Source organism: Ancylobacter sp. WKF20, assembly GCF_029760895.1.
Classification (GTDB): Bacteria; Pseudomonadota; Alphaproteobacteria; order Rhizobiales; family Xanthobacteraceae; genus Ancylobacter.
Genome location: NZ_CP121679.1, coordinates 3,098,207 through 3,116,406, shown reverse-complemented (window position 1 = coordinate 3,116,406; position 18,200 = coordinate 3,098,207). Strand labels below are relative to the sequence as shown.

Genomic DNA, 18,200 nt, shown 5'->3' with positions numbered 1-18,200 from the left:
GGCGCATGGATTCGTTGCTGCGGCTCCTGCTGCGCCTCGTCCTCGTGCCGCTCGGCGGTGTTGTCGGCATGACGGCGGCGCTGATCGTCATCATGGTCGGCTACTGGCAGCTGGGCGATGTGCTCTCCGGTTCGCCCGAGGTGGAGTTCCTCGCGCTGATGGAGGCTCTCTCTGCCGCCGCCTTCGTGATGATGGCGGTGGTGCTGGTGATGGGCGGCATCGCGTTGATCGGCATCCTGTTCGCCGAAGCCTTCGCGGTGCGCTCGTGGATCTTCCATACCGCCAATGGCGCGCTCTCGGCCTGGATCGCTTCGCAGATCTTCCCGCCCTTCCCCGATACGCCGGTGCCGTTTGACGGCCTGCTCTACATTGTCGGCGCGGGGCTGGCCGGCGGCCTTGCCTATTGGGCGGTGGCAGGCTGGAGCGCCGGTTTCTGGAAGCCGATCGGGCGCGCCTATCCCGTGGCCTCGCCGCACGACATTTCCGGTGCCCCGCCGCCGCGCATCCCGCCGCAGGACTGAGCCCGGCGGCTTGCCCTGCCAGGCCACCGGTCACGGCGCGCGGTACTTGCGCGCGGGCGCGCCATGCCTATAGTCCGCGCGCCTTTAAAGCTCATGCCTCTCTCTCGTGCGGAATCCTTCGACATGGCTGACGTCAAGCGCGTGGTCCTCGCCTATTCGGGCGGTCTCGACACCTCGGTGATCCTGAAATGGCTGCAGACCACCTATGGCTGCGAGGTGGTGACCTTCACCGCCGATCTCGGCCAGGGCGAGGAGCTGGAGCCGGCGCGCAAGAAGGCGGAGATGCTCGGCATCAAGCCCGAGCACATCTTCATCGAGGATGTGCGCGAGGAATTCGTGCGCGACTACGTGTTCCCGATGTTCCGGGCCAACGCGCTCTATGAGGGCCAGTATCTGCTGGGCACCTCCATCGCCCGCCCGCTGATCGCCAAGAAGCAGATCGAGATCGCCCGCAAGGTCGGCGGCGATGCCGTGTCCCACGGCGCCACCGGCAAGGGCAACGACCAGGTGCGCTTCGAGCTGAGCTATTACGCGCTGGAGCCGGAGATCAAGATCATCGCGCCGTGGCGCGAATGGGATCTGCGCTCGCGCGAGCAGCTCATCGCCTTCGCCGAGAGCCACCAGATCCCGATCGCCAAGGACAAGCGCGGCGAAGCGCCGTTCTCGGTCGACGCGAACCTGCTGCACTCCTCCTCCGAGGGCAAGGTGCTGGAAGACCCGGCGCTTGAGGCGCCCGAGATGGTCTATATGCGCACCATCGCGCCCGAGGACGCGCCGGACAAGGCGACCTACATCACCATCGACTTCGAGAAGGGCGATGCCGTCGCCATTGACGGCGAGGCGCTGTCTCCGGCCAGCCTGCTGACGCGGCTCAACGCGCTCGGCAAGGAGAACGGCATTGGCCGGCTCGACCTCGTCGAGAACCGCTTCGTCGGCATGAAATCGCGCGGCGTCTACGAGACCCCCGGCGGCACCATCCTGATCGCGGCCCATCGCGGCATTGAGAGCATCACGCTCGACCGCGGCGCGGCGCATCTCAAGGACGAACTGATGCCGCGCTATTCGGAGCTGATCTATAACGGCTTCTGGTTCTCGCCCGAGCGCGAGATGCTGCAGGCGCTGATCGACAAGAGCCAGGAGCTGGTCACCGGCCGGGTGCGGCTGAAGCTCTACAAGGGCAATGTCACCGTCGTCGGCCGCGAGAGCCCCTATTCGCTCTACAATCAGGATCTCGTGACGTTCGAGGAAGGCGCGGTCGCCTATGACCACCGCGACGCGGCGGGCTTCATCAAGCTCAACGCGCTCCGCCTGCGCACCCTCGCCAATCGCGACCGCAAGGTCGGCCGCTGAGATCCGGGCGCGCCGGCTGATCGCTCGGCCTCAGCGTCACCTAAAAACAAACCGCCCCGCAGCGATGCGGGGCGGTTTTCGTTTGTGCGGGACGGTGAGGGGAGGGCGACAGGCCCTCCCCTCAGAACCGGATGCTCAGAACCTGACGCTCAGCCGCGCATTGAAACCGTTCTCGCTGACCCCGTCGCCATACTGCCCGGTATAGGCGATGCCGAGCGTCGCGGTGGCGCTGATCAGCACGTCGAGCCCGGCCTCGACCACCGCCGCGTCCTCGGCGATCGGCGCGCCGGTGACGGTGAAGGCGTCGGAGCCCGCAAAGGCCTGCGTCACCGTCGGGTCGATGTCGCCGAAGGCATGCCGCCAGCCCAGCGCGCCGCGCAGCGTGGCGTCCACCGAGCCGAACGCCACCTCCTTGGCGAGGCGCACGCCCAGCGTGGTGAAGGTCGTGTCCATGGTCTGCGAGTCGCCCGTCAGCGCCGCCGCGCCGCCCTCTTCCGTGTAGCCGTCCTGGTGCAGGCTGACATAAGAGAGGTTGGCGAAGGGCTCGAAGGCGATGCCGGCCGCGTCAATGCGGTAACCGAGTTCGCCGAAGGCCTGCACCGTGCCGGCGTCATAATCGGCCGACAGGCTGTCCGTGTAGCCGGTGAAGGCCACGCTCCGGTTGGTCGAGATGTCCTGCCACGTATAGGCCAGGCCGGTGCGCAGCGCGAGCGGGCCCCATGCGTTGCCGCCATAGACGCCGATATGCCAGTTGTCGCTCGAGCCGGAGGAGTTGCGGCCCGAGATCGAGAAGTCGGTGTAGCTGTAGCCACCGGCCACACCCACGCGCCAGCCGTCACCCACCAATGTGTCCGCGCCGATCAGGAAGCCGCCGGTGGAATCGGAGACGCCGGCAGCGTTCGAGTTGCCGTCCATGTCGCCCCAATTGCCGAAGGCGGTCGACCACAGCGCGAAGCGCTCGACCGGGGCCAGAGCGGGGGCCGCCTTGACGGGGATGCTGAGATCCGCCGCCACCTTCACGGGCGAGGGCGCCGCATAGGCGAGCGCCCCCGATGACGTCTCGACCACATTGACCACCGTACCGGCGGAGGCCCCGACGCCGCCCTGCGCCGCCCGCAGGCGGTCATTCAGCGCGCCGCGAATGAGCGAGGACTGTTCCATGAACAGGCTCTGCGTCGAGGCATGCACCTCGCCCGAGAGCTGGTCATAGGCCCACTGCGCCTCGCCGGCCGAGGTGAGGAACAGCACCGAGTTGTACAGCGCGAGCGACGCCCCGGTCTGCGGCAGCGTGCCCAGCGCCGCCGAGGTGGCGATCTGGTTCGGCGTCACCGCGACGCTGGTGAAGGCATCGGGCGAGGCCACGGCGATGACGACATTCACCCCGGTGGCGAAGTCCTCGGCCTGCGCCCGCAGGAAGAGGGAGTCTGTGGTCACCGCCGCGAAGGAGCCGGTCACGCCTCCGGTGGCTTCCAGAATGGTGTAGCTCTGGCCGGCGACATAGCTCACCTCCGGGTCGAGCGCGACGAGGTTCAGCGTCGCCCCATTGATGGCGATCTGGCCCGTGGCGGCAATCAGGTCGCTCGTCCCGTCGCCCGCCAGCTCCACCTGATAGGTCGAGCCGGTCAGGAAGGTGACGTCGCCGGTGACGTGAATGGTGCCGATGGAGTTGCCGGGCGACAGCGTGCCGCCGCTGGCGACGGTGACCGCACCGGTGGTGCCGATGCCGCCGAGCGTCGCGCCGTCGGCGACGAAGACCGCGCCGGCGATGCTCGCATCGGCATGGCTGGCATCGCCGACCACCAGCTTGCCGGCGGCCACGGTGACGAGGCCGTCGAAGCTGGAGATGCCGTTCAGCGTCAGCGTGGCGTCGCCCTGCTTGGTGAAGCTGCCCGTGCCGGTGATGGCGCCGGCATAGACGCTGGCCACATCCACCGTGGTGGTGAGGATCTGGTTGCCGAGGGCGAGTGTCGCGCCGGTGGCGGTGCCGGAGAGCGCGCCGATGGTGACGGGATTTGCGGCGTTGGCGATGTCGAACACGGCGGTGTCGCCGTTGAGGGCCAGCGCGCCGCTGCTGGCGAGCGCGCCATTGCCGGCGAGAGCCAGGGTGCCGGCGAGGATGGTCGTGCCGCCCGTATAGTCGCTCACCCCGGTGAGGGTCTGCGTCGTCGTGCTATCGACAATGAGCGCGCCGGTGCCGGTGATCGTGCCGGCGAAGACCGCCGGCCCCGCGCCGCCCAGCGTCAGGCTGCCGCCATCGATCAGCACGTTGGCGAAGCCGTCCCCGTCACCCTGGAGACCGGCGATGGTGACGTCGACATTGTCGATGGTCAGCTGCGTGCCCGTCGCAAGGATGACCAGATTATTGGCCGTGGCGGCGGCATCATTGGCCAGCACCAGCGTGCCGGCGGTCACGCCGATATAGCCGGTGAAGTTGTTGACGCCGCTGAGGATCTGCGTGCCCGTCCCCATCTGCAGCACCGAGCCGAGCAGGCTCAGCCCGCCGCCGCCGGTGATCGAGCCGGCAAAGTCATAGGTGCCGCTGTCCGCCATCAGGTGGATCGACCCGGCCAGCACCAGCGAGACCTCGCTGCCCGCGACGCCGTTGAGGCCGTAAATGTCGGTCGCGACATTGTTCAGCTCCAGCACCGCCGTGCTGGCGGAGAGGTTCACCGCGCCGGTGCCGAGGGCGCCGCCATCGGTCACCTCCAGCGTCCCGCCGGCGACTTCCGTGCCGCCGGAATGGCTGTTGGCGCCGGAGAGGGTAAGCGTGCCCTCGCCCTGCTTCACCAGCGCGCCAACGCCGGTGAACACGCCGGTGGTGCCGATGTCGTAGCCATTGCTGTCAATATAGCCGCCCCCCGCTGCCAGGGTGATGCTGTCGGCGTCGAACAGATAGATGAAATAATCTTCGCTGCGCGTGGCGCGCAGCACGCCGCCGTTGAAGGTGACGTTCATCGTGCCGTCACCGCCCATCAGCATGCCTGTCGCCAGCACGCCGCGGCCGTCCGTCGCGTTGCCCTCAAGGGTGAGCGTGCCGGTATCCGTCTCGAAGGACGTGACGACGACCGCCGAGGTGGTGACAAGGCCGCCTTTTTCGATGGTCAGCGACCCCGCACCGTTGAGTCCGACATCAATGCCGGCAAAGCTGGTGCTGAGCTCGGACACCACGTTGCCGCCGTCCTTGGAGCCGACGGTCAGCGACGCGACGCCGCTGGTGGCACCAAGGGAAATGCCCTTGAAGGAGATGCCGTCCGTGGTGCGGATCTCAATGCCGCCGCCGCTCGAGACGAGATAGCCGTCATAGTCGAAGGTGCCGGTGAGCGTCAGCGTGCCGCTGCCCGCCTTGTTGAAATCGCCCTCGCCCGAGAAGCTGCCGGCATAGGTGGCGTTGGTGCTCTGGTTGACGGTGAAATTGGTGAGACCCGTCGTCACCACCGCGCCGGACGCCGTGCCGGACAGCGAGCCGAACGCAACCGACGCCGGCGTTCCGGGAACGCCGGAGATATCGAGCACCGCCGTCTCGCCGTTCAGCGCCACCGAACCCGAGGAGGGCAGCGCCGTGGCCTCGGCGATGGCCAGCGTGCCCGCCTCGATCACGGTGCCGCCGGTGTAGCTGTTGGTGCCGGAGAGGGTGAGCGTACCCGCGCCATCCTTCACCAGCGCGCCGCTGCCGGTGAACACGCCGTCAATGCCAATGTTGAAGCCATTGGTGTCGATCGTGCCGCCGCCGGTGCCGAGCGTGACGCTGCCGGTGCCGAAGCCGTACAGGAAACCCTCGGTGTCGGCGCGGGCGCGAAGGGTGCCGCCGTCGAGATTCATCGTGGCGACGCCGCCGAAAACAGCGAGGCCCGCCGTCTCCAGCACGCCGCTGCCATAGGTTGCATCGCCGCTGATGTTGAAGACATGGCGGGTCGAGCCATTTCCGTCCAGGTAGAACGTATCCTCGACCTCGAACGTGGCGCCGGCCTCGATGTTGACCGTGTTCGTGGCGCCGTTCCCATCCATACTCATGGAGTAGGTCGAATAGGTCACGGTATCGCCGGCGGTGGCGCCCTCGGGCAGACCGACCGTCAGCGTGGCCGTCGCCCCGTTTGTTCCGATGCCGGTGCCATCGGCGGCATTCGCGCTGGAGCGCACGGCAAGCTCGCCCTCGCGCACGGAGACATAGCTGACGCTGGTGAGGTCGCCTGTGAGCGTCAGCTCGGCGCTGCCGGTCTTGGTCAGCTGGACGTAGCCGCTGAACCCGCCGGCATAGGTGCCGTCGACGGACTGAGCGACCGTCAAGACGCCGTAATAGTCGATCACCGCGTCGGTCGAGGTTCCCGACAGGTTGGCGATCGTCACATTCTCACCATTGGTGTCGAGACCCAAGGTTCCGTTCACGGTGACGCTGGAGGCGTCGGCGAGCGTGGTCGCCTTGGTCACCTTCAGCGTGCCCTCGCTGATGACGACACCGCCGGTGTAGCCGAGGTCGGTGCCCAGCGTCAGCGTGGCGCTGCCGGTCTTGGTCAGCGTGCCGGTGCCGGTGATACTGCCGGTGTAAGTGCCGGCCGTCGCCTGGTTGAGGGTGAGATCGGTCGCGCCGGCGTCGATGGTCGCGCTCATGGCGCCGGAGAGGTTGTTAAGCGTCGTGCCGCTGGTGAGGCCGGACAGGTCCAGCGTGTCGTTCACCGTGACGCGGGTGGCGCCCGCCAGTGAGGCACCGCCGGTCAGGGCCAGCGTGCCCTCGCTGACGAGGACCGACATGCCGTTGCCGACATCGCCAGCGGTGACGGTCCAGGTCGAGGTGCCCGCCTTCTCCAGCGTGCCGAAGCCGCTGGCGGCGATGGTGCCGTGCGCGCCGGTGAAGTCCACCGAGGCGTTGTTGCTGCCGGCGAGCACCAGGATGTCATTGCCGTCGGCGCCGGTGATGGCGCCGGTAATCGTGCCGAGGTCGCCGGAGCTGTCGGCCCGCATTTCCAGCACATTGGTGCCGCCGGTGAAGGCGATGGCTGCCCCGTTACCCGAACCCTGCGTGCCGCCGATGATGGAGCCCGCAGCGCCGTCGAGGATGATGCCGAGGTTGGCGCCGGTGATGCCGGCGCCCCCTTGCGGATTCGCCCCCGTGCCGCTCGCGCCGCCGGTGATGGAGGACTGGACGAGGATCGTCGTCGCCCCCGTGCTGCCCGTGGCGTCGATGCCGGCACCGCCGATGCCGCCGGTGAAAAAGCCGTCCGTGGCCGACCCGCCGGTGACGGAGGCTTTGATGACCAGCGTGGTATCGCCACTGGTGCCGGTCAGGAGGATGGCCGCGCCGCCATTCGCACCAATAAAGTCGCCCGCACCAGCCGCGCCACCGGTCACTGTGCCTTCAAAAATGACGCTGTTGTCGCCCGTGGCGCCGTTGAGCACAAAGCCGCTCGCGCCGTTGCCGCCCTGATTCGAGGCGCTGCCAATACCGGAGCCGCCATTACCGCCGGCCAGCGCCGCGCCGATGGTGAGCGTGTTGTCGCCCGTCGGCTGATAGATGACGAGGCCGCTGCCGCCATTGCCGCCTGTTGCCGCCCAGCCATAGTTGCCGCCAGTGCCGCCCGTGATCGCGCTGACATTGGCCGCGTCGATCGTGGCCGTCGTCCCGGTGAGGCCGGTGATCACCGCGCCGAAGCCGCCGCCGCCGCCACCGCCACCCGCCCCGGCAAAGCCGGCCTCGCCGCCATTGCCGCCATTGCCGCCGGTGACGGAATTGGTCAGGTCGCCAATTAAGCCGACGAAGCCATGCGCACCGCCACCGCCGCCGCCGCCGGAATTGTTGTCGCCGCCGGACTCGCCGTCGTTACCGCCGGCGCCTTCCCACTCGCCACCGCCGCCGCCAGCGCCGCCGCCCGGCGAGGCGGCGCCGCCGTCACCACCGAACATGCCGCTACCGCCGCCACCGCCGCCGGTGGTCTGTTGCGCATCCGATCCGGCGGCGCCATCGCCGCCCGTCGCGGTGCTGCTGGACGAACCGCCGACGCCCGCGCCGACCCAAACCGAGACGCCACCCGCACCACCATCGCCATCCGCCGCGCGGGCGGGGGCGAGGGGCGCGAGCAGCGCGGCGACAACCAGCGTGCCGGCGAGGGAGCCAAGGAGCGCGGCGCGGCGCCGGCCGCCCGGAGTGCTAAGGTTGCACGACAGAATGAGAGAGCTTTCGCCCCCGATGCGATGCCCCAGACTCACGCCAATCCCCCAGGTATTACCACTGGTTACACCTAGCAGCGGGGCCGCAAACCGTGGGTGCCATATTTATGGTACCCAGGTGTCGATTTTTGGTTGGATTGTCCTCCGCCCCCCTGCGCACGCAGCCTCGCGATCCACCGTAAAATCCCTTGGTGGCAGGGTTTTGGTGAGGCGGAGCCAGAGGCCGGAAAGCGCCGGCCCGATAAGGCGCTGGAGCGATCCGAACGGCCTCACGCCGACTTTCTGAAGACCCCCACCTCGATCTCGTCGCCCGCCGCGCCGATGATGCCGGCGGGGTCGTTGGCGAGTTCGAGGTCGGTCTCGTCGATGGCGGCAGGCGCGTTCAGGCGCGGCGCCGGGCGCATCAGCAGCTGCGCGGCGAGCGCGATCAGCGCCATGCCGGGCATCACCACGCTCATCGCCAGTGTCGGCGAGGGAAAGAGGCTCGCGGCCGCCGAGCCGGCAAAGCCGCCGCCGATCTGCAGGCAGCCCATCAGCGCCGCCGCCGAACCGGCAATGGCCGGCGAACCGGAGAGCGCCGCCGTGGTCGCGCCCGGCATCACCAGCGCCATGCCGCAGGCCCAGACCGCGACCGGCCCCATCACCGTGGCGAAGGAGAGTGGCAGCACGAGCGGGAACAGCGCCATCGCCGCGCCGGCCAGTGTCACCATGCCAAGCCCGATGGGGATGAGCCGGTTGGCGTCGATGCGCTTCATCGCCTGCCCCGCGAGGATCGTGCCGCCCATATAGGCGCCGGTCTGGCAGATCATGGCGAGGCCGAACTGGGTGGGCGTGAGGCCGACCGCGTCGATCAGCACGAAGGGCAGGATGGCGCCGAGCGCGTAGATGCCGCCGACCGAGAAGCCGATGGTCAGGCTCGCCCGCATGAAGCCGGCGTTGCGCAGCAGCGTGGCGTAATTGCCGAGGATGCGCCGGGGACGCGCCTGCGCCGGGTCGGGCTGCGGGTTGGTCTCCGGCACGGCGAGCAGGATGAGGCCGAGCGCGGCGAGGCCATAGAGCACCATCACGTAGAAAATGGGCTGCCAGCCGAAGGCCACGAGGATTGCCCCGCCCAGCGTCGGTGCGACCGCGGGGCCGACCGCCAGCATGGTGCCGATGAGGTTGAGGATGCGCGCCGAGGGCTGGCCGATGAACTGGTCGCGCACGATGGCGCGGGCGATGGCCGGCCCGGCGGCGACGCCGATGCCTTGTAGGACGCGCCCGGCGATCAGCCAGCCGACGCTGGGCGCCGTGGCGGCGATCAGGCTGCCGGCGACATAGAGGGTGAAGAAGCCGATGGCGGCGGGGCGTCGCCCATAGGCGTCGGACAGCGGCCCGCACAGCAGCTGGGCCAAGGCGAAGGCGCCGAAATAGACGGAGAGTGTCAGCTTCAATGTCGAGGCGGTGCTGCCAAAGGCGGTCACCAGCTCCGGCATGGCCGGGGTGTAGAGCGACATGCTCAAGGGGCCAATGACGATGATGAGCGCGCCGATAATGGCGGTGCGCCGTTCGCTCATCACCGGCACGGCCTCGGGGCGAAGGGGGGCGTTCATGCGCTTTCTCCCCGACCGGGCGCGCAGAGATTGGCGCGGATGAGCTGGAGCGCGTGGCGCAGCGCGTCGCGCGCGGAGGGGGCGACGCCGTCCAGCGCTTCTTCGCGCGCGGTCGCCGCGGCGGCAAGGATGCGCTCCAGCAAGGGCGCGGCGTCGGGCGTGAGCCGCACGATCTTGGCCCGCCGGTCGCTCGGGTCGGGATCGCGGGCGATCACGCCCAGCGCTTCCAGCCGGTCGAGATAGCCGACCATGGTCATCGGCTCGATGCTCATGCGCTCGGCCAGCGCCCCCTGGCGCAGGCCGGGATTGATCTTGAGGTGGAGCAGCGTGCGCGCCTCGCCCGCCGTGATGCCGAGACCGGCGTCGGTGAAGGCGCGGTCCATGCGCGCCCGGTAGAGTCGGGCGGCGTCGACGAGGATGAAGCCGAGAGGAATGTCCATCATGATAAGTCGGACATATAGTAAGGTAGGCTTACTATCAACTGCGACTTTTGGTGTGGGAGGTGTTCGCGTTAGGGCGAGTGCGTCATCCCGGACGGCCAAAGGCCGATCCGGGATCGTGTCCCGTCCTACGTCGCGCCTCGGCCGCTGTCGCAGACGATCCCGGCTCTCCGCTACGCTTCGGCCGGGATGACGCGAGGGGAGCGCTGTTACCTCCCAGAGCCACGTCATTCCCGGGCGTGCCCGGGGATCCACGACTTTGGGCGCGCGGCGTGAGGGAAGGCGTGGATGGCCGGGCCAAGCCCGGCCATGACGCGTAAGGGGCCGGAGGGAGGGGCGGGGAGGGCCTCCCCGTCGTCCTCAGTCCAGCGGCACCTTGCGGTTCTCGCCGAGATTGGCGCGCTCGCCGGTCATGCGGGCGGCGAGCATCTTGATAGTGATGAGGATCGAGGAGCCGGTGCCGTCCCAATATTCCGCGTCGGAGGGCAGGAAGCGCAGCACGCGGATGTTCGGGTCGTCCTTCCCGTCGGGCCAATAGGCGCGGGCGGCGTCGTTCCACAGCTCATCCACCTTGGCGCGATCGTCGAGCACCTCGCATTCGCCGGAGACCGAGAGGAAGTCGGCGCTCGACGATTTGGCGAAGCTCAGGCAACCCTGCGGGTCGCGCGCCAGCTCGTCATCGACATGGCCGCGCCGGTCGGTGAGGAACCAGATGCAGCCTTCCTCGCGCGAGGGGAAGGCGTGCATCGGCCGGCCGCGCAGGGTCAGGCCCTGCTTCGTCACCAGCATGCAGGTGCGGATCTCCGTCATCATCGCCCAGACGGTGTCGATGGCTTCCGATGTCGTCTTGTCGCTGTGGTCCATGAATGCCTCCTGTTTCGGAAGAGGCAACCCGTGGCGGGGGCGAGGGTTCCGGCCGGAGCCAGTCATCGCTGCGCGATGTCATGGTGTTCTGGCACGGCCCGGCTATTGTTGGGGCAATACTTGGAGGAGTTCCCGCATGCCCTGGTCGCTTACCGTCGGCTATGTCTATGGCACGGCCGTGCGTATCCACGTCACCTTCCTGCTGTTCCTGATCTGGATCTGGGCCGCCTATTACCAGCAGGGCGGGGTTGGGGCGGCGTGGAACGGCGTTGCCTTCGTCGCGCTGCTCTTCCTCTGCGTGCTGCTGCACGAGTTCGGCCACATCTTTGCGGCGCGGCGCTACGGCGTGAAGACGCCGGAAGTGACGCTTTGGCCGTTCGGCGGCATCGCCCGGCTGGAGCGCATCCCGGAGAAGCCGTCCGAGGAACTGGTGGTGGCGCTCGCCGGGCCGGCGGTGAATGTGGTGATCGCGCTGGTGCTGCTGGTGCTGCTCGGCGGCGATGTCGGCATGGAGCACATCGAGAAGATCGAGAACCCGCAGTCGAGCCTGATGGCCAAGCTCGCCGCCGCCAACATCTTCCTCGTCGTGTTCAATCTCATCCCCGCCTTTCCGATGGATGGCGGGCGGGTGCTGCGCGCGCTGCTCGCCATGAAGATGGGCCATGCCCAGGCGACGCAGGCGGCCGCCTCGATCGGTCAGGCGCTGGCGGTCGGCCTCGGCCTGCTCGGCATCTTCGGCAACCCGATGCTGATCATCATCGCCGTCTTCGTCTTCCTCGCCGCTTCGGGCGAGGCCGGGCAGGTGCAGATGAAGCAGGTGGCGCAGGGCCTTCTGGTGCAGGACGCGATGATCACCCAGTTCGAGACGCTGGGCCCGCAATCGAGCGTCGGGGACGCCGCCGAGGCGCTGATCCGCACCACGCAGAAGGAATTCCCCATCGTCGATGGCGCCGGGCATCTTCGCGGCGTGCTTACGCGCGACGCGATGATACGGGCGCTGCAGGCGAAGGGGCCGGCTTCCTCCGTGCTGGAGGCGATGGGCGAAGTGCCGACCGTGCCGATGCGCGCCCCGCTCGACCGGGCGCTGAAGCTCATCACCCAGAGCGGCGCGCCGCTGGTGGGTGTGGTCGATGGCGAGGGGCGGCTCGCGGGGCTGCTCTCGCCGGAGAATGTCGGCGAGATGATGATGCTGCGCGCCGCCCAACCGGAGGGCCGCTTCGGCCCGTGGGCCCGCAAGCCCACGGCTTGAGGCGGAAGGGAGGGCAGGTCAGCTCTCCCGGACGCCGGTAACCCGGGTGAAGGCAGGCGGGTCGCTGGCGGGGAAGCTCTCATCGAGCGCCTCGTCGACATCCGCCTCATTCGGCTGAGATTCTCCCGGCCGGATCACCTGCGTGCCGCCGGGCACGCCGCCATCGGAGGGCGGGACATCCCCCGTGGTGCCGCTGAAGGAGGGCGGGTCGCTCGCCGGGAAGGTGTCCTCAATGGTCGTGTCGACCTCGCGGTCGGAATAATCGGTGCTCTCGCCCGGCCTCGGGTTGGAGGCCGGGGCGGGGCGTGGCTCGCCGTCGCGCGGATGGCTCATCGTGCAATCTCCCTCATCTGTACCGAGACAACTGGGCAACCTGCCTCCGGGTTCAAGCCGCCGAGGCGCCGAGCTCCGCGTTTCGCACGGTGGGAACCGGTAACGTTGCGTCGGCGTTACCCCGCACACGCCGCGCCAAGCGCGCGCGGCGCGCCGGTTCCGACCGGTCGCGAAGGCCGGTCAACCGTCCCGCAACCGAGGAGGTAGGCTGATGACCCCCGATCAGGAACCCGTCCGCTTGCAGTACTGGCCGCCGTCCCGCACCGTGGATGCGCCCGACCCGTGGCCCGACAGCTATGAATTCGACAGCGTGGAAGACGCGGTGGCCTTCGCGATGACCCAGTCGCCGGCCGATCGCGAACTCGCCTGGCTGCGCGACAGCGAGGGCAACATATTGAAGCTGCCGCAGATTCGGCGCCTGTGGGAGCTGCGCGCGGCGGGCTGACCTCGCGTCCGCGCGGCCCTTCGCGGGCCGTTTGGCCCAGCGACATTGATATCCGGGCGGTTCTGAGTATAGTGCGCCGCAAAATTCTGGCGCGGGTCCGAACTGCCTTCGGGCCCGCTTTTTGGTGTTATTCATGAAGCTGCGCAACATCGCCATCATCGCCCACGTCGACCACGGCAAGACCACGCTGGTGGACGAGCTGCTGAAGCAGTCCGGCTCCTATCGTGAGAACCAGCGCGTCGCCGAGCGTGTGATGGATTCGAACGACCTCGAAAAGGAGCGCGGCATCACCATCCTCGCCAAGGCCACCTCGGTGGTCTGGAAGGATACCCGGATCAACATCGTCGACACCCCCGGCCACGCCGATTTCGGCGGCGAGGTCGAGCGCATCCTGAACATGGTGGACGGCGCCATCGTGCTGGTCGACGCCGCCGAGGGCCCGATGCCGCAGACCAAGTTCGTGGTCGGCAAGGCGCTCAAGGTCGGGCTGCGCCCGATCGTTGCGATCAACAAGGTCGATCGTTCCGACGCCCGCGCGCAGGAAGTCATCAACGAGGTGTTCGACCTCTTCGCCGCGCTCGACGCGAGCGACGAGCAGCTCGACTTCCCGATCCTCTACGGGTCGGGCCGCAATGGCTGGATGGCGCATTCGCCCGAGGGCCCGCAGGACGAGGGCATGGCCCCGCTGTTCGACCTCGTGCTCAAGCACGTTCCCGAGCCCACCGTCGATGACGGCCCGTTCCGCATGATCGGCACGCTGCTGGAAGCCAACCCCTTCCTCGGCCGCATGATCACCGGGCGCATCACCTCCGGCTCGATCAAGCCGAACCAGTCGATCAAGGTCCTCGCGCAGGACGGCTCGCTGGTCGAGCAGGGCCGCGTGTCCAAGATCCTCGCCTTCCGCGGCATCGAGCGCCAGCCGATCGAGGAAGGCGTGCAGGGCGACATCATCGCCATTGCCGGCCTCTCCAAGGGCACCGTCGCCGACACCTTCTGCGACCTCTCGGTCGATGCGCCGCTCAAGGCCCAGCCGATCGACCCGCCGACCGTCACCATGTCCTTCATCGTCAACGATTCGCCGCTTGCCGGCACCGAGGGCGACAAGGTCACCAGCCGCGTCATCCGCGACCGCCTGCTGCGCGAGGCCGAGGGCAATGTCGCGCTGAAGATCGAGGAATCCAGCGACAAGGACTCGTTCTTCGTGTCCGGCCGCGGTGAACTCCAGCTCGCCGTGCTGATCGAGACCATGCGCCGCGAAGGCTTCGAGATCGCCGTCTCGCGCCCGCGCGTCGTGTTCAGCAAGGACGAGGCGACCGGCGAGATCCTCGAGCCGATCGAGGAAGTGCTGATCGACGTCGACGAGGAATATTCCGGCGTGGTCGTTCAGAAGATGAGCGAGCGCCGCGCCGAGATGGTGGAGATGAAGCCGTCGGGCGGCAGCCGCCAGCGTCTCGTCTTCTACGCCCCGACCCGTGGCCTCATCGGCTATCAGGGCGAGCTGATGACCGACACGCGCGGCACGGCGATCATGAACCGCCTGTTCCACGCCTATCAGCCGCACCGCGGCGAGATCCCCGGCCGCCGCAACGGCGTGCTGATCTCGAACGAGGCGGGCGAGGCGGTGGCCTATGCGCTGTGGAACCTCGAGGATCGCGGCCCGATGATGATCGAGCCGGGCTGGAAGGTCTATCAGGGCATGATCATCGGCGAGCACAACCGCGAGAACGACCTCGAGGTGAACGTGCTCAAGGGCAAGAAGCTCACCAACATCCGCACCACCTCGAAGGACGAGGCCGTGCGCCTCACCCCGCCGATCCGCATGACGCTGGAGCGCTCGCTGGCCTGGATTCAGGACGACGAGCTGGTCGAGGTGACGCCGAAGTCGATCCGCATCCGCAAGCGCTTCCTCGACCCGAACGAGCGCAAGCGCGAGGAGCGCCGCAAGGAGGCCGAGGGCGTCTGACGCCCTCTCTTTCCCCGCTCCGGCGGTGCCGGCGTGGCGCCCGCGCCACGCTCACGCAAATGCTTCGTGCATTCACGCGTCAAGCCCCTTGATCCGGAGGAGCGGTTTTGCTCCCATCGGGGGGATGAGCACGCTCCTTATCGAGACCCGCCGGGCGCGCCCGGCCCACGCCGCGGACATCGCCGATATCCATGATGCGGCGTGGCGCGCGACCTATCGCGGCCTGATACCGGGCATGGAGCTGGAGAAGATGGTCCAGCGCCGTGGCCCGCTCTGGTGGGAGACCGCGATCAAGCGCGGCTCGCGCGTGCTGGTGCTGACCTTCGGCGACGCGGTGGCGGGCTATGCCAATGTCGGGCGCAACCGCGCGCGCGGCCTGCCCTATGAGGGCGAGATCTACGAGCTCTATCTGCGGCCGGAATATCAGGGGCTGGGCTTCGGCCGGCGCCTGTTCGAGGATGCGCGCAAGGAGCTGGTGAGCGCCGGCTTTGATGGGCTCGCCGTCTGGGCGCTTGCCGACAACGAGCCCGCGCTCGGCTTCTACAAGGCACTGGGCGGCATGCGGGTGGCCCGCTCGTCCGAGAGTTTCGGCGGCCGCACGCTGGAAAAGCTCGCCTTCGGCTGGAACGGCTGAGGCTTTATTTTCTCGCGCTGACGACGGCCCCGCCGAGGGGGCATCGCTGACGTCATCCCAGCGCCGTTTTCGCAAACACGGCACGCCGCCCCAATGCTTCCCGGCACCCCTCCCGTCATCCCGGCCGTAGCGTAGCGGAGAGCCGGGATCGTCGGCCGTTGTGGCAGAGGGGCGTCGTCGAATGGGATGCGATCCCGGATCGGCCTTCGGCCGTCCGGGATGACGTTGTGCGGCGGCGGAGACGCGGCAAGCCGCCCCTCACGCCCCGACTAGAGCCTGAAGCCGGGCGGTGAGGGTGGCGGGGTCGCCCTTGAGCCGGAAGGTCTTCAGCCGCGCCGTCGCGCCGCTCACCAGTTCGACGCTGGAAGGAGCGATGCCCGCGCCCTTGGCGAGCAGCCGGGCAAGCGCCGCATTGGCCTTGCCGTCCTCCGCCGCGACGCTGACGCGGGCCTTCAGCGCCCGCCGCCCGTCAGCGAGGTCCACTAGCCCGTCAATGGCGTCGCGCCCGCCGCGCGGGGTTGCCCGCACGGTCACGAGGAGGCCATCCGCCGCCACCGACCAGGCGGATGGCGATCCGGCGCTCACGGGGCGTGCCGGCCGTTCAGACGAACAGCTCGAACACCAGATTGCGGATGAAATAGAGGCCGATGATCAGCACCACCGGCGAGATGTCGATGCCGCCGAGATTGGGCAGGATACGGCGCAGCGGCGCCAGCACCGGCTCGGTGGCGCGCCACAGGAACTCGCCGATGCTGCGCACGACCTGGTTGTGCGGGTTGACGACGTTGAACGCCACCAGCCAGGACAGGATGGCCGAGGCGATGAGAATCCAGACGTAAAGCGTGATGATCGTGTCGAAAAGCCAGAGAAGCGAATACATCGCGAGCCTCGAAGCGGGGCGCAGGGCAGGACGTGTCGGGACGATACGTGTCGCACGATGCTTAAAGGCGCCGCCGCCCGGCGGCAACCCCATCCAGTGACGCGGGCCCGCGCGCGTGCGCCCGGCGTGGGGCGACGGCTCGCCGGGGCGCGTCTGACCGGGGTTTTCAACAGCCCGGCCGGTCGTCGCACAGCTTCGTGACGATCCTTGGCGGGGCGCCTTGACAGCGGGGCGGCGGCAACCGTACAAGGCGCGGCCTGACGCGTGGGGCCGTAGCTCAGTTGGGAGAGCGCTGCAATCGCACTGCAGAGGTCAGGGGTTCAAATCCCCTCGGCTCCACCATTCAGAACAGGTTTAAGCTCAAAGGCTTAGCCTAGTTCGTCGGGCACCATCCAAAGCCGTTGCAGACCAACTCGTCACTCACTGGTCACAGTCGAGGTTCGCGAGATGGCCACTATCCGCAAACGCGGTGCGAAATGGCAGGTCCAAGTCCGACGTAAAGGATGCCCGCCCCTTGCCCGTTCATTCATCCAGAAGTCAGACGCCCAAGCATGGGCACGGCAGGTTGAGCTAGAAGCTGACCGAGGCGATTTGCCGGTCAATGCCAAGGTGGCGAATCAGACGACGGTTGCCGACATCGTTCAGCGCTATATCGCGGAGATTGTCCCGAGGAAGCGGGGCGGCCACATTGAGGCTTTGGTGCTTGGGGCTTTCCTGAGGCACAGGCTTAGTCAGCTGGTTTTGTCCAAGGCGACCACAGCCGAGTTTGCCGCCTATCGTGATGAACGCCTTAAGCGGGTGAGGGGCGCGACCATCCGGCGCGAGTTCAGCATCCTGCGCCATTGCTTCGATACCGCCATGAAGGAATGGGGTGTCTCTCTCAAGACCAACCCGATTAAGCAGGTCACGATGCCACCTGATTCGAAGGGCCGGGATAGGCGCTTGGAGGACGGAGACGGGGCATCCCTACTGAACGCCATGACAACCCCAGCTACGGCCTATCTGCGTCCTTTCGTGCTGCTGCTGATCGAGACGGGTATGCGCCGGGGGGAACTGCTGTCAATTCGGTGGAAGGACGTGGACCTCAAGGCACGTACGATCCACATCGCCAAGACCAAGAACGGATACCCCCGCACGATCCCGCTGACACCCAAGGCGGTTGAGTTGCTCGCCACACTTGATCGTTCGTGTGAGCGGGTATTTTCAATCTCTCCCAATGCGGTCCGGCTTGCATGGGTTCGGCTGAGGAAACGTGCTGGGCTTGAGGGTCTGCGGATGCATGACCTGAGGCATGAAGCCGTGTCCCGCTTCTTTGAGTACGGCTTATCCGTGCCTGAGGTCGCCCTGATCAGTGGCCATCGCGATACCCGGATGCTGAGCCGGTACACCCATCTTCGCCCTGAGAGAGTGGCTGAGAAGCTGGCGCAGGCCATTACCGGCTAACCCACTATCACCCACCACGCCATTACCCCTTAGAACTGAGAGTAAAAACTCATGTCCAAGCTGATGTTTAGCTTCGACGGTCAGCGGATTCACGTCGATCCGAACCACGGCCTTACCAAGGTGCAGCTCATCAACACCCTGTCTGAGATCATTGAGGCGAGCCGTGAGCGAGCCAATGAGCTTATAGCTGAGCTTATTGATGAGACAACTGTTGATGTGGAGGCGTTAAACCTGCTGAAAAACATGCAGTAAGTCAGGTGAAGGCTGGGGATACGTTCATGACGGGCTGGGGTCTTAGCTGATGCTAGGCTTCAGCCTTTCCAGCGC

At 67.6% G+C, this 18,200-nt stretch carries 15 protein-coding genes and 1 tRNA gene; 9 read left to right on the top strand and 7 right to left on the bottom strand.

What is annotated here, in order from left to right; genetic code table 11:
* Positions 1–5: 5 nt before the first annotated feature.
* Together AncyloWKF20_RS14300 and AncyloWKF20_RS14295 are read left to right on the top strand one after the other, a co-directional pair.
* Positions 6–521 carry a hypothetical protein gene (locus AncyloWKF20_RS14300; RefSeq protein ID WP_279314691.1) on the top strand — a complete coding sequence of 172 codons (516 nt, stop codon included), beginning with the start codon at positions 6–8 and terminating at the stop codon, positions 519–521.
* A gap of 123 nt (positions 522–644) precedes the next feature.
* Positions 645–1,871 (top strand): argininosuccinate synthase, encoded by a 1,227-nt coding sequence (locus tag AncyloWKF20_RS14295; protein ID WP_279314689.1) that lies wholly within the window; start codon positions 645–647, stop codon positions 1,869–1,871.
* Between the two features lie 135 nt (positions 1,872–2,006).
* Here the strand turns inward: AncyloWKF20_RS14295 and AncyloWKF20_RS14290 are convergent, their stop codons facing one another.
* The 4 genes from AncyloWKF20_RS14290 to AncyloWKF20_RS14275 all read right to left on the bottom strand — a co-directional run bounded on the left by AncyloWKF20_RS14290 (position 2,007) and on the right by AncyloWKF20_RS14275 (position 10,926).
* A complete protein-coding gene (locus AncyloWKF20_RS14290) occupies positions 2,007–8,069 on the bottom strand; it encodes an autotransporter domain-containing protein (RefSeq protein WP_279314688.1) in 6,063 nt (2,020 codons plus the stop codon).
* 230 nt (positions 8,070–8,299) lie between these two features.
* Positions 8,300–9,622, bottom strand: a complete 1,323-nt coding sequence (locus tag AncyloWKF20_RS14285; protein WP_279314687.1) for a multidrug effflux MFS transporter — start codon at positions 9,620–9,622, stop codon at positions 8,300–8,302.
* A complete protein-coding gene (locus AncyloWKF20_RS14280; protein ID WP_279314686.1) occupies positions 9,619–10,065 on the bottom strand; it encodes a MarR family transcriptional regulator in 447 nt (148 codons plus the stop codon). Before AncyloWKF20_RS14280 ends, AncyloWKF20_RS14285 begins: the two co-directional genes overlap by 4 nt.
* Before the next feature lie 357 nt (positions 10,066–10,422).
* Positions 10,423–10,926 carry a pyridoxamine 5'-phosphate oxidase family protein gene (locus AncyloWKF20_RS14275; protein ID WP_279314685.1) on the bottom strand — a complete coding sequence of 168 codons (504 nt, stop codon included), beginning with the start codon at positions 10,924–10,926 and terminating at the stop codon, positions 10,423–10,425.
* A 136-nt stretch (positions 10,927–11,062) separates the two neighbouring features.
* Here AncyloWKF20_RS14275 and AncyloWKF20_RS14270 point away from each other — a divergent pair, with 136 nt between their 5' ends.
* Positions 11,063–12,175 carry a site-2 protease family protein gene (locus tag AncyloWKF20_RS14270; protein ID WP_279314684.1) on the top strand — a complete coding sequence of 371 codons (1,113 nt, stop codon included), beginning with the start codon at positions 11,063–11,065 and terminating at the stop codon, positions 12,173–12,175.
* Between the two features lie 18 nt (positions 12,176–12,193).
* Here AncyloWKF20_RS14270 and AncyloWKF20_RS14265 read toward each other — a convergent pair whose 3' ends face one another.
* Positions 12,194–12,508, bottom strand: a complete 315-nt coding sequence (locus tag AncyloWKF20_RS14265; RefSeq protein WP_279314683.1) for a hypothetical protein — start codon at positions 12,506–12,508, stop codon at positions 12,194–12,196.
* A gap of 211 nt (positions 12,509–12,719) precedes the next feature.
* On the opposite strand from AncyloWKF20_RS14265, the gene AncyloWKF20_RS14260 reads away from it, so the two are divergent.
* The 3 genes from AncyloWKF20_RS14260 to AncyloWKF20_RS14250 all read left to right on the top strand — a co-directional run bounded on the left by AncyloWKF20_RS14260 (position 12,720) and on the right by AncyloWKF20_RS14250 (position 15,550).
* Positions 12,720–12,953, top strand: a complete 234-nt coding sequence (locus tag AncyloWKF20_RS14260) for a hypothetical protein (RefSeq protein WP_279314682.1) — start codon at positions 12,720–12,722, stop codon at positions 12,951–12,953.
* Between the two features lie 133 nt (positions 12,954–13,086).
* Positions 13,087–14,916: a translational GTPase TypA gene (gene typA / locus AncyloWKF20_RS14255; protein WP_279314681.1), complete on the top strand. Its 1,830-nt coding sequence runs from the start codon at positions 13,087–13,089 to the stop codon at positions 14,914–14,916.
* A gap of 124 nt (positions 14,917–15,040) precedes the next feature.
* The gene (locus AncyloWKF20_RS14250; protein ID WP_279314680.1) at positions 15,041–15,550 is read left to right on the top strand and encodes a GNAT family N-acetyltransferase; all 510 of its coding nucleotides are present in this window, start codon (positions 15,041–15,043) and stop codon (positions 15,548–15,550) included.
* 258 nt (positions 15,551–15,808) lie between these two features.
* Here AncyloWKF20_RS14250 and AncyloWKF20_RS14245 read toward each other — a convergent pair whose 3' ends face one another.
* Complete coding sequence (locus tag AncyloWKF20_RS14245; RefSeq protein WP_279314679.1) at positions 15,809–16,135, bottom strand: DUF167 family protein; 327 nt, start codon at positions 16,133–16,135, stop codon at positions 15,809–15,811.
* 16 nt (positions 16,136–16,151) lie between these two features.
* The gene (locus AncyloWKF20_RS14240) at positions 16,152–16,430 is read right to left on the bottom strand and encodes a YggT family protein (protein ID WP_279314678.1); all 279 of its coding nucleotides are present in this window, start codon (positions 16,428–16,430) and stop codon (positions 16,152–16,154) included.
* A gap of 266 nt (positions 16,431–16,696) precedes the next feature.
* On the opposite strand from AncyloWKF20_RS14240, the gene AncyloWKF20_RS14235 reads away from it, so the two are divergent.
* The 3 genes from AncyloWKF20_RS14235 to AncyloWKF20_RS14225 all read left to right on the top strand — a co-directional run bounded on the left by AncyloWKF20_RS14235 (position 16,697) and on the right by AncyloWKF20_RS14225 (position 18,125).
* Positions 16,697–16,772 (top strand) — tRNA-Ala (locus tag AncyloWKF20_RS14235).
* 105 nt (positions 16,773–16,877) lie between these two features.
* Positions 16,878–17,873 (top strand): site-specific integrase, encoded by a 996-nt coding sequence (locus AncyloWKF20_RS14230; RefSeq protein WP_279314677.1) that lies wholly within the window; start codon positions 16,878–16,880, stop codon positions 17,871–17,873.
* Positions 17,874–17,924: 51 nt separating this feature from the next.
* Complete coding sequence (locus AncyloWKF20_RS14225) at positions 17,925–18,125, top strand: hypothetical protein (protein ID WP_279314675.1); 201 nt, start codon at positions 17,925–17,927, stop codon at positions 18,123–18,125.
* Positions 18,126–18,200 lie beyond the last annotated feature (75 nt).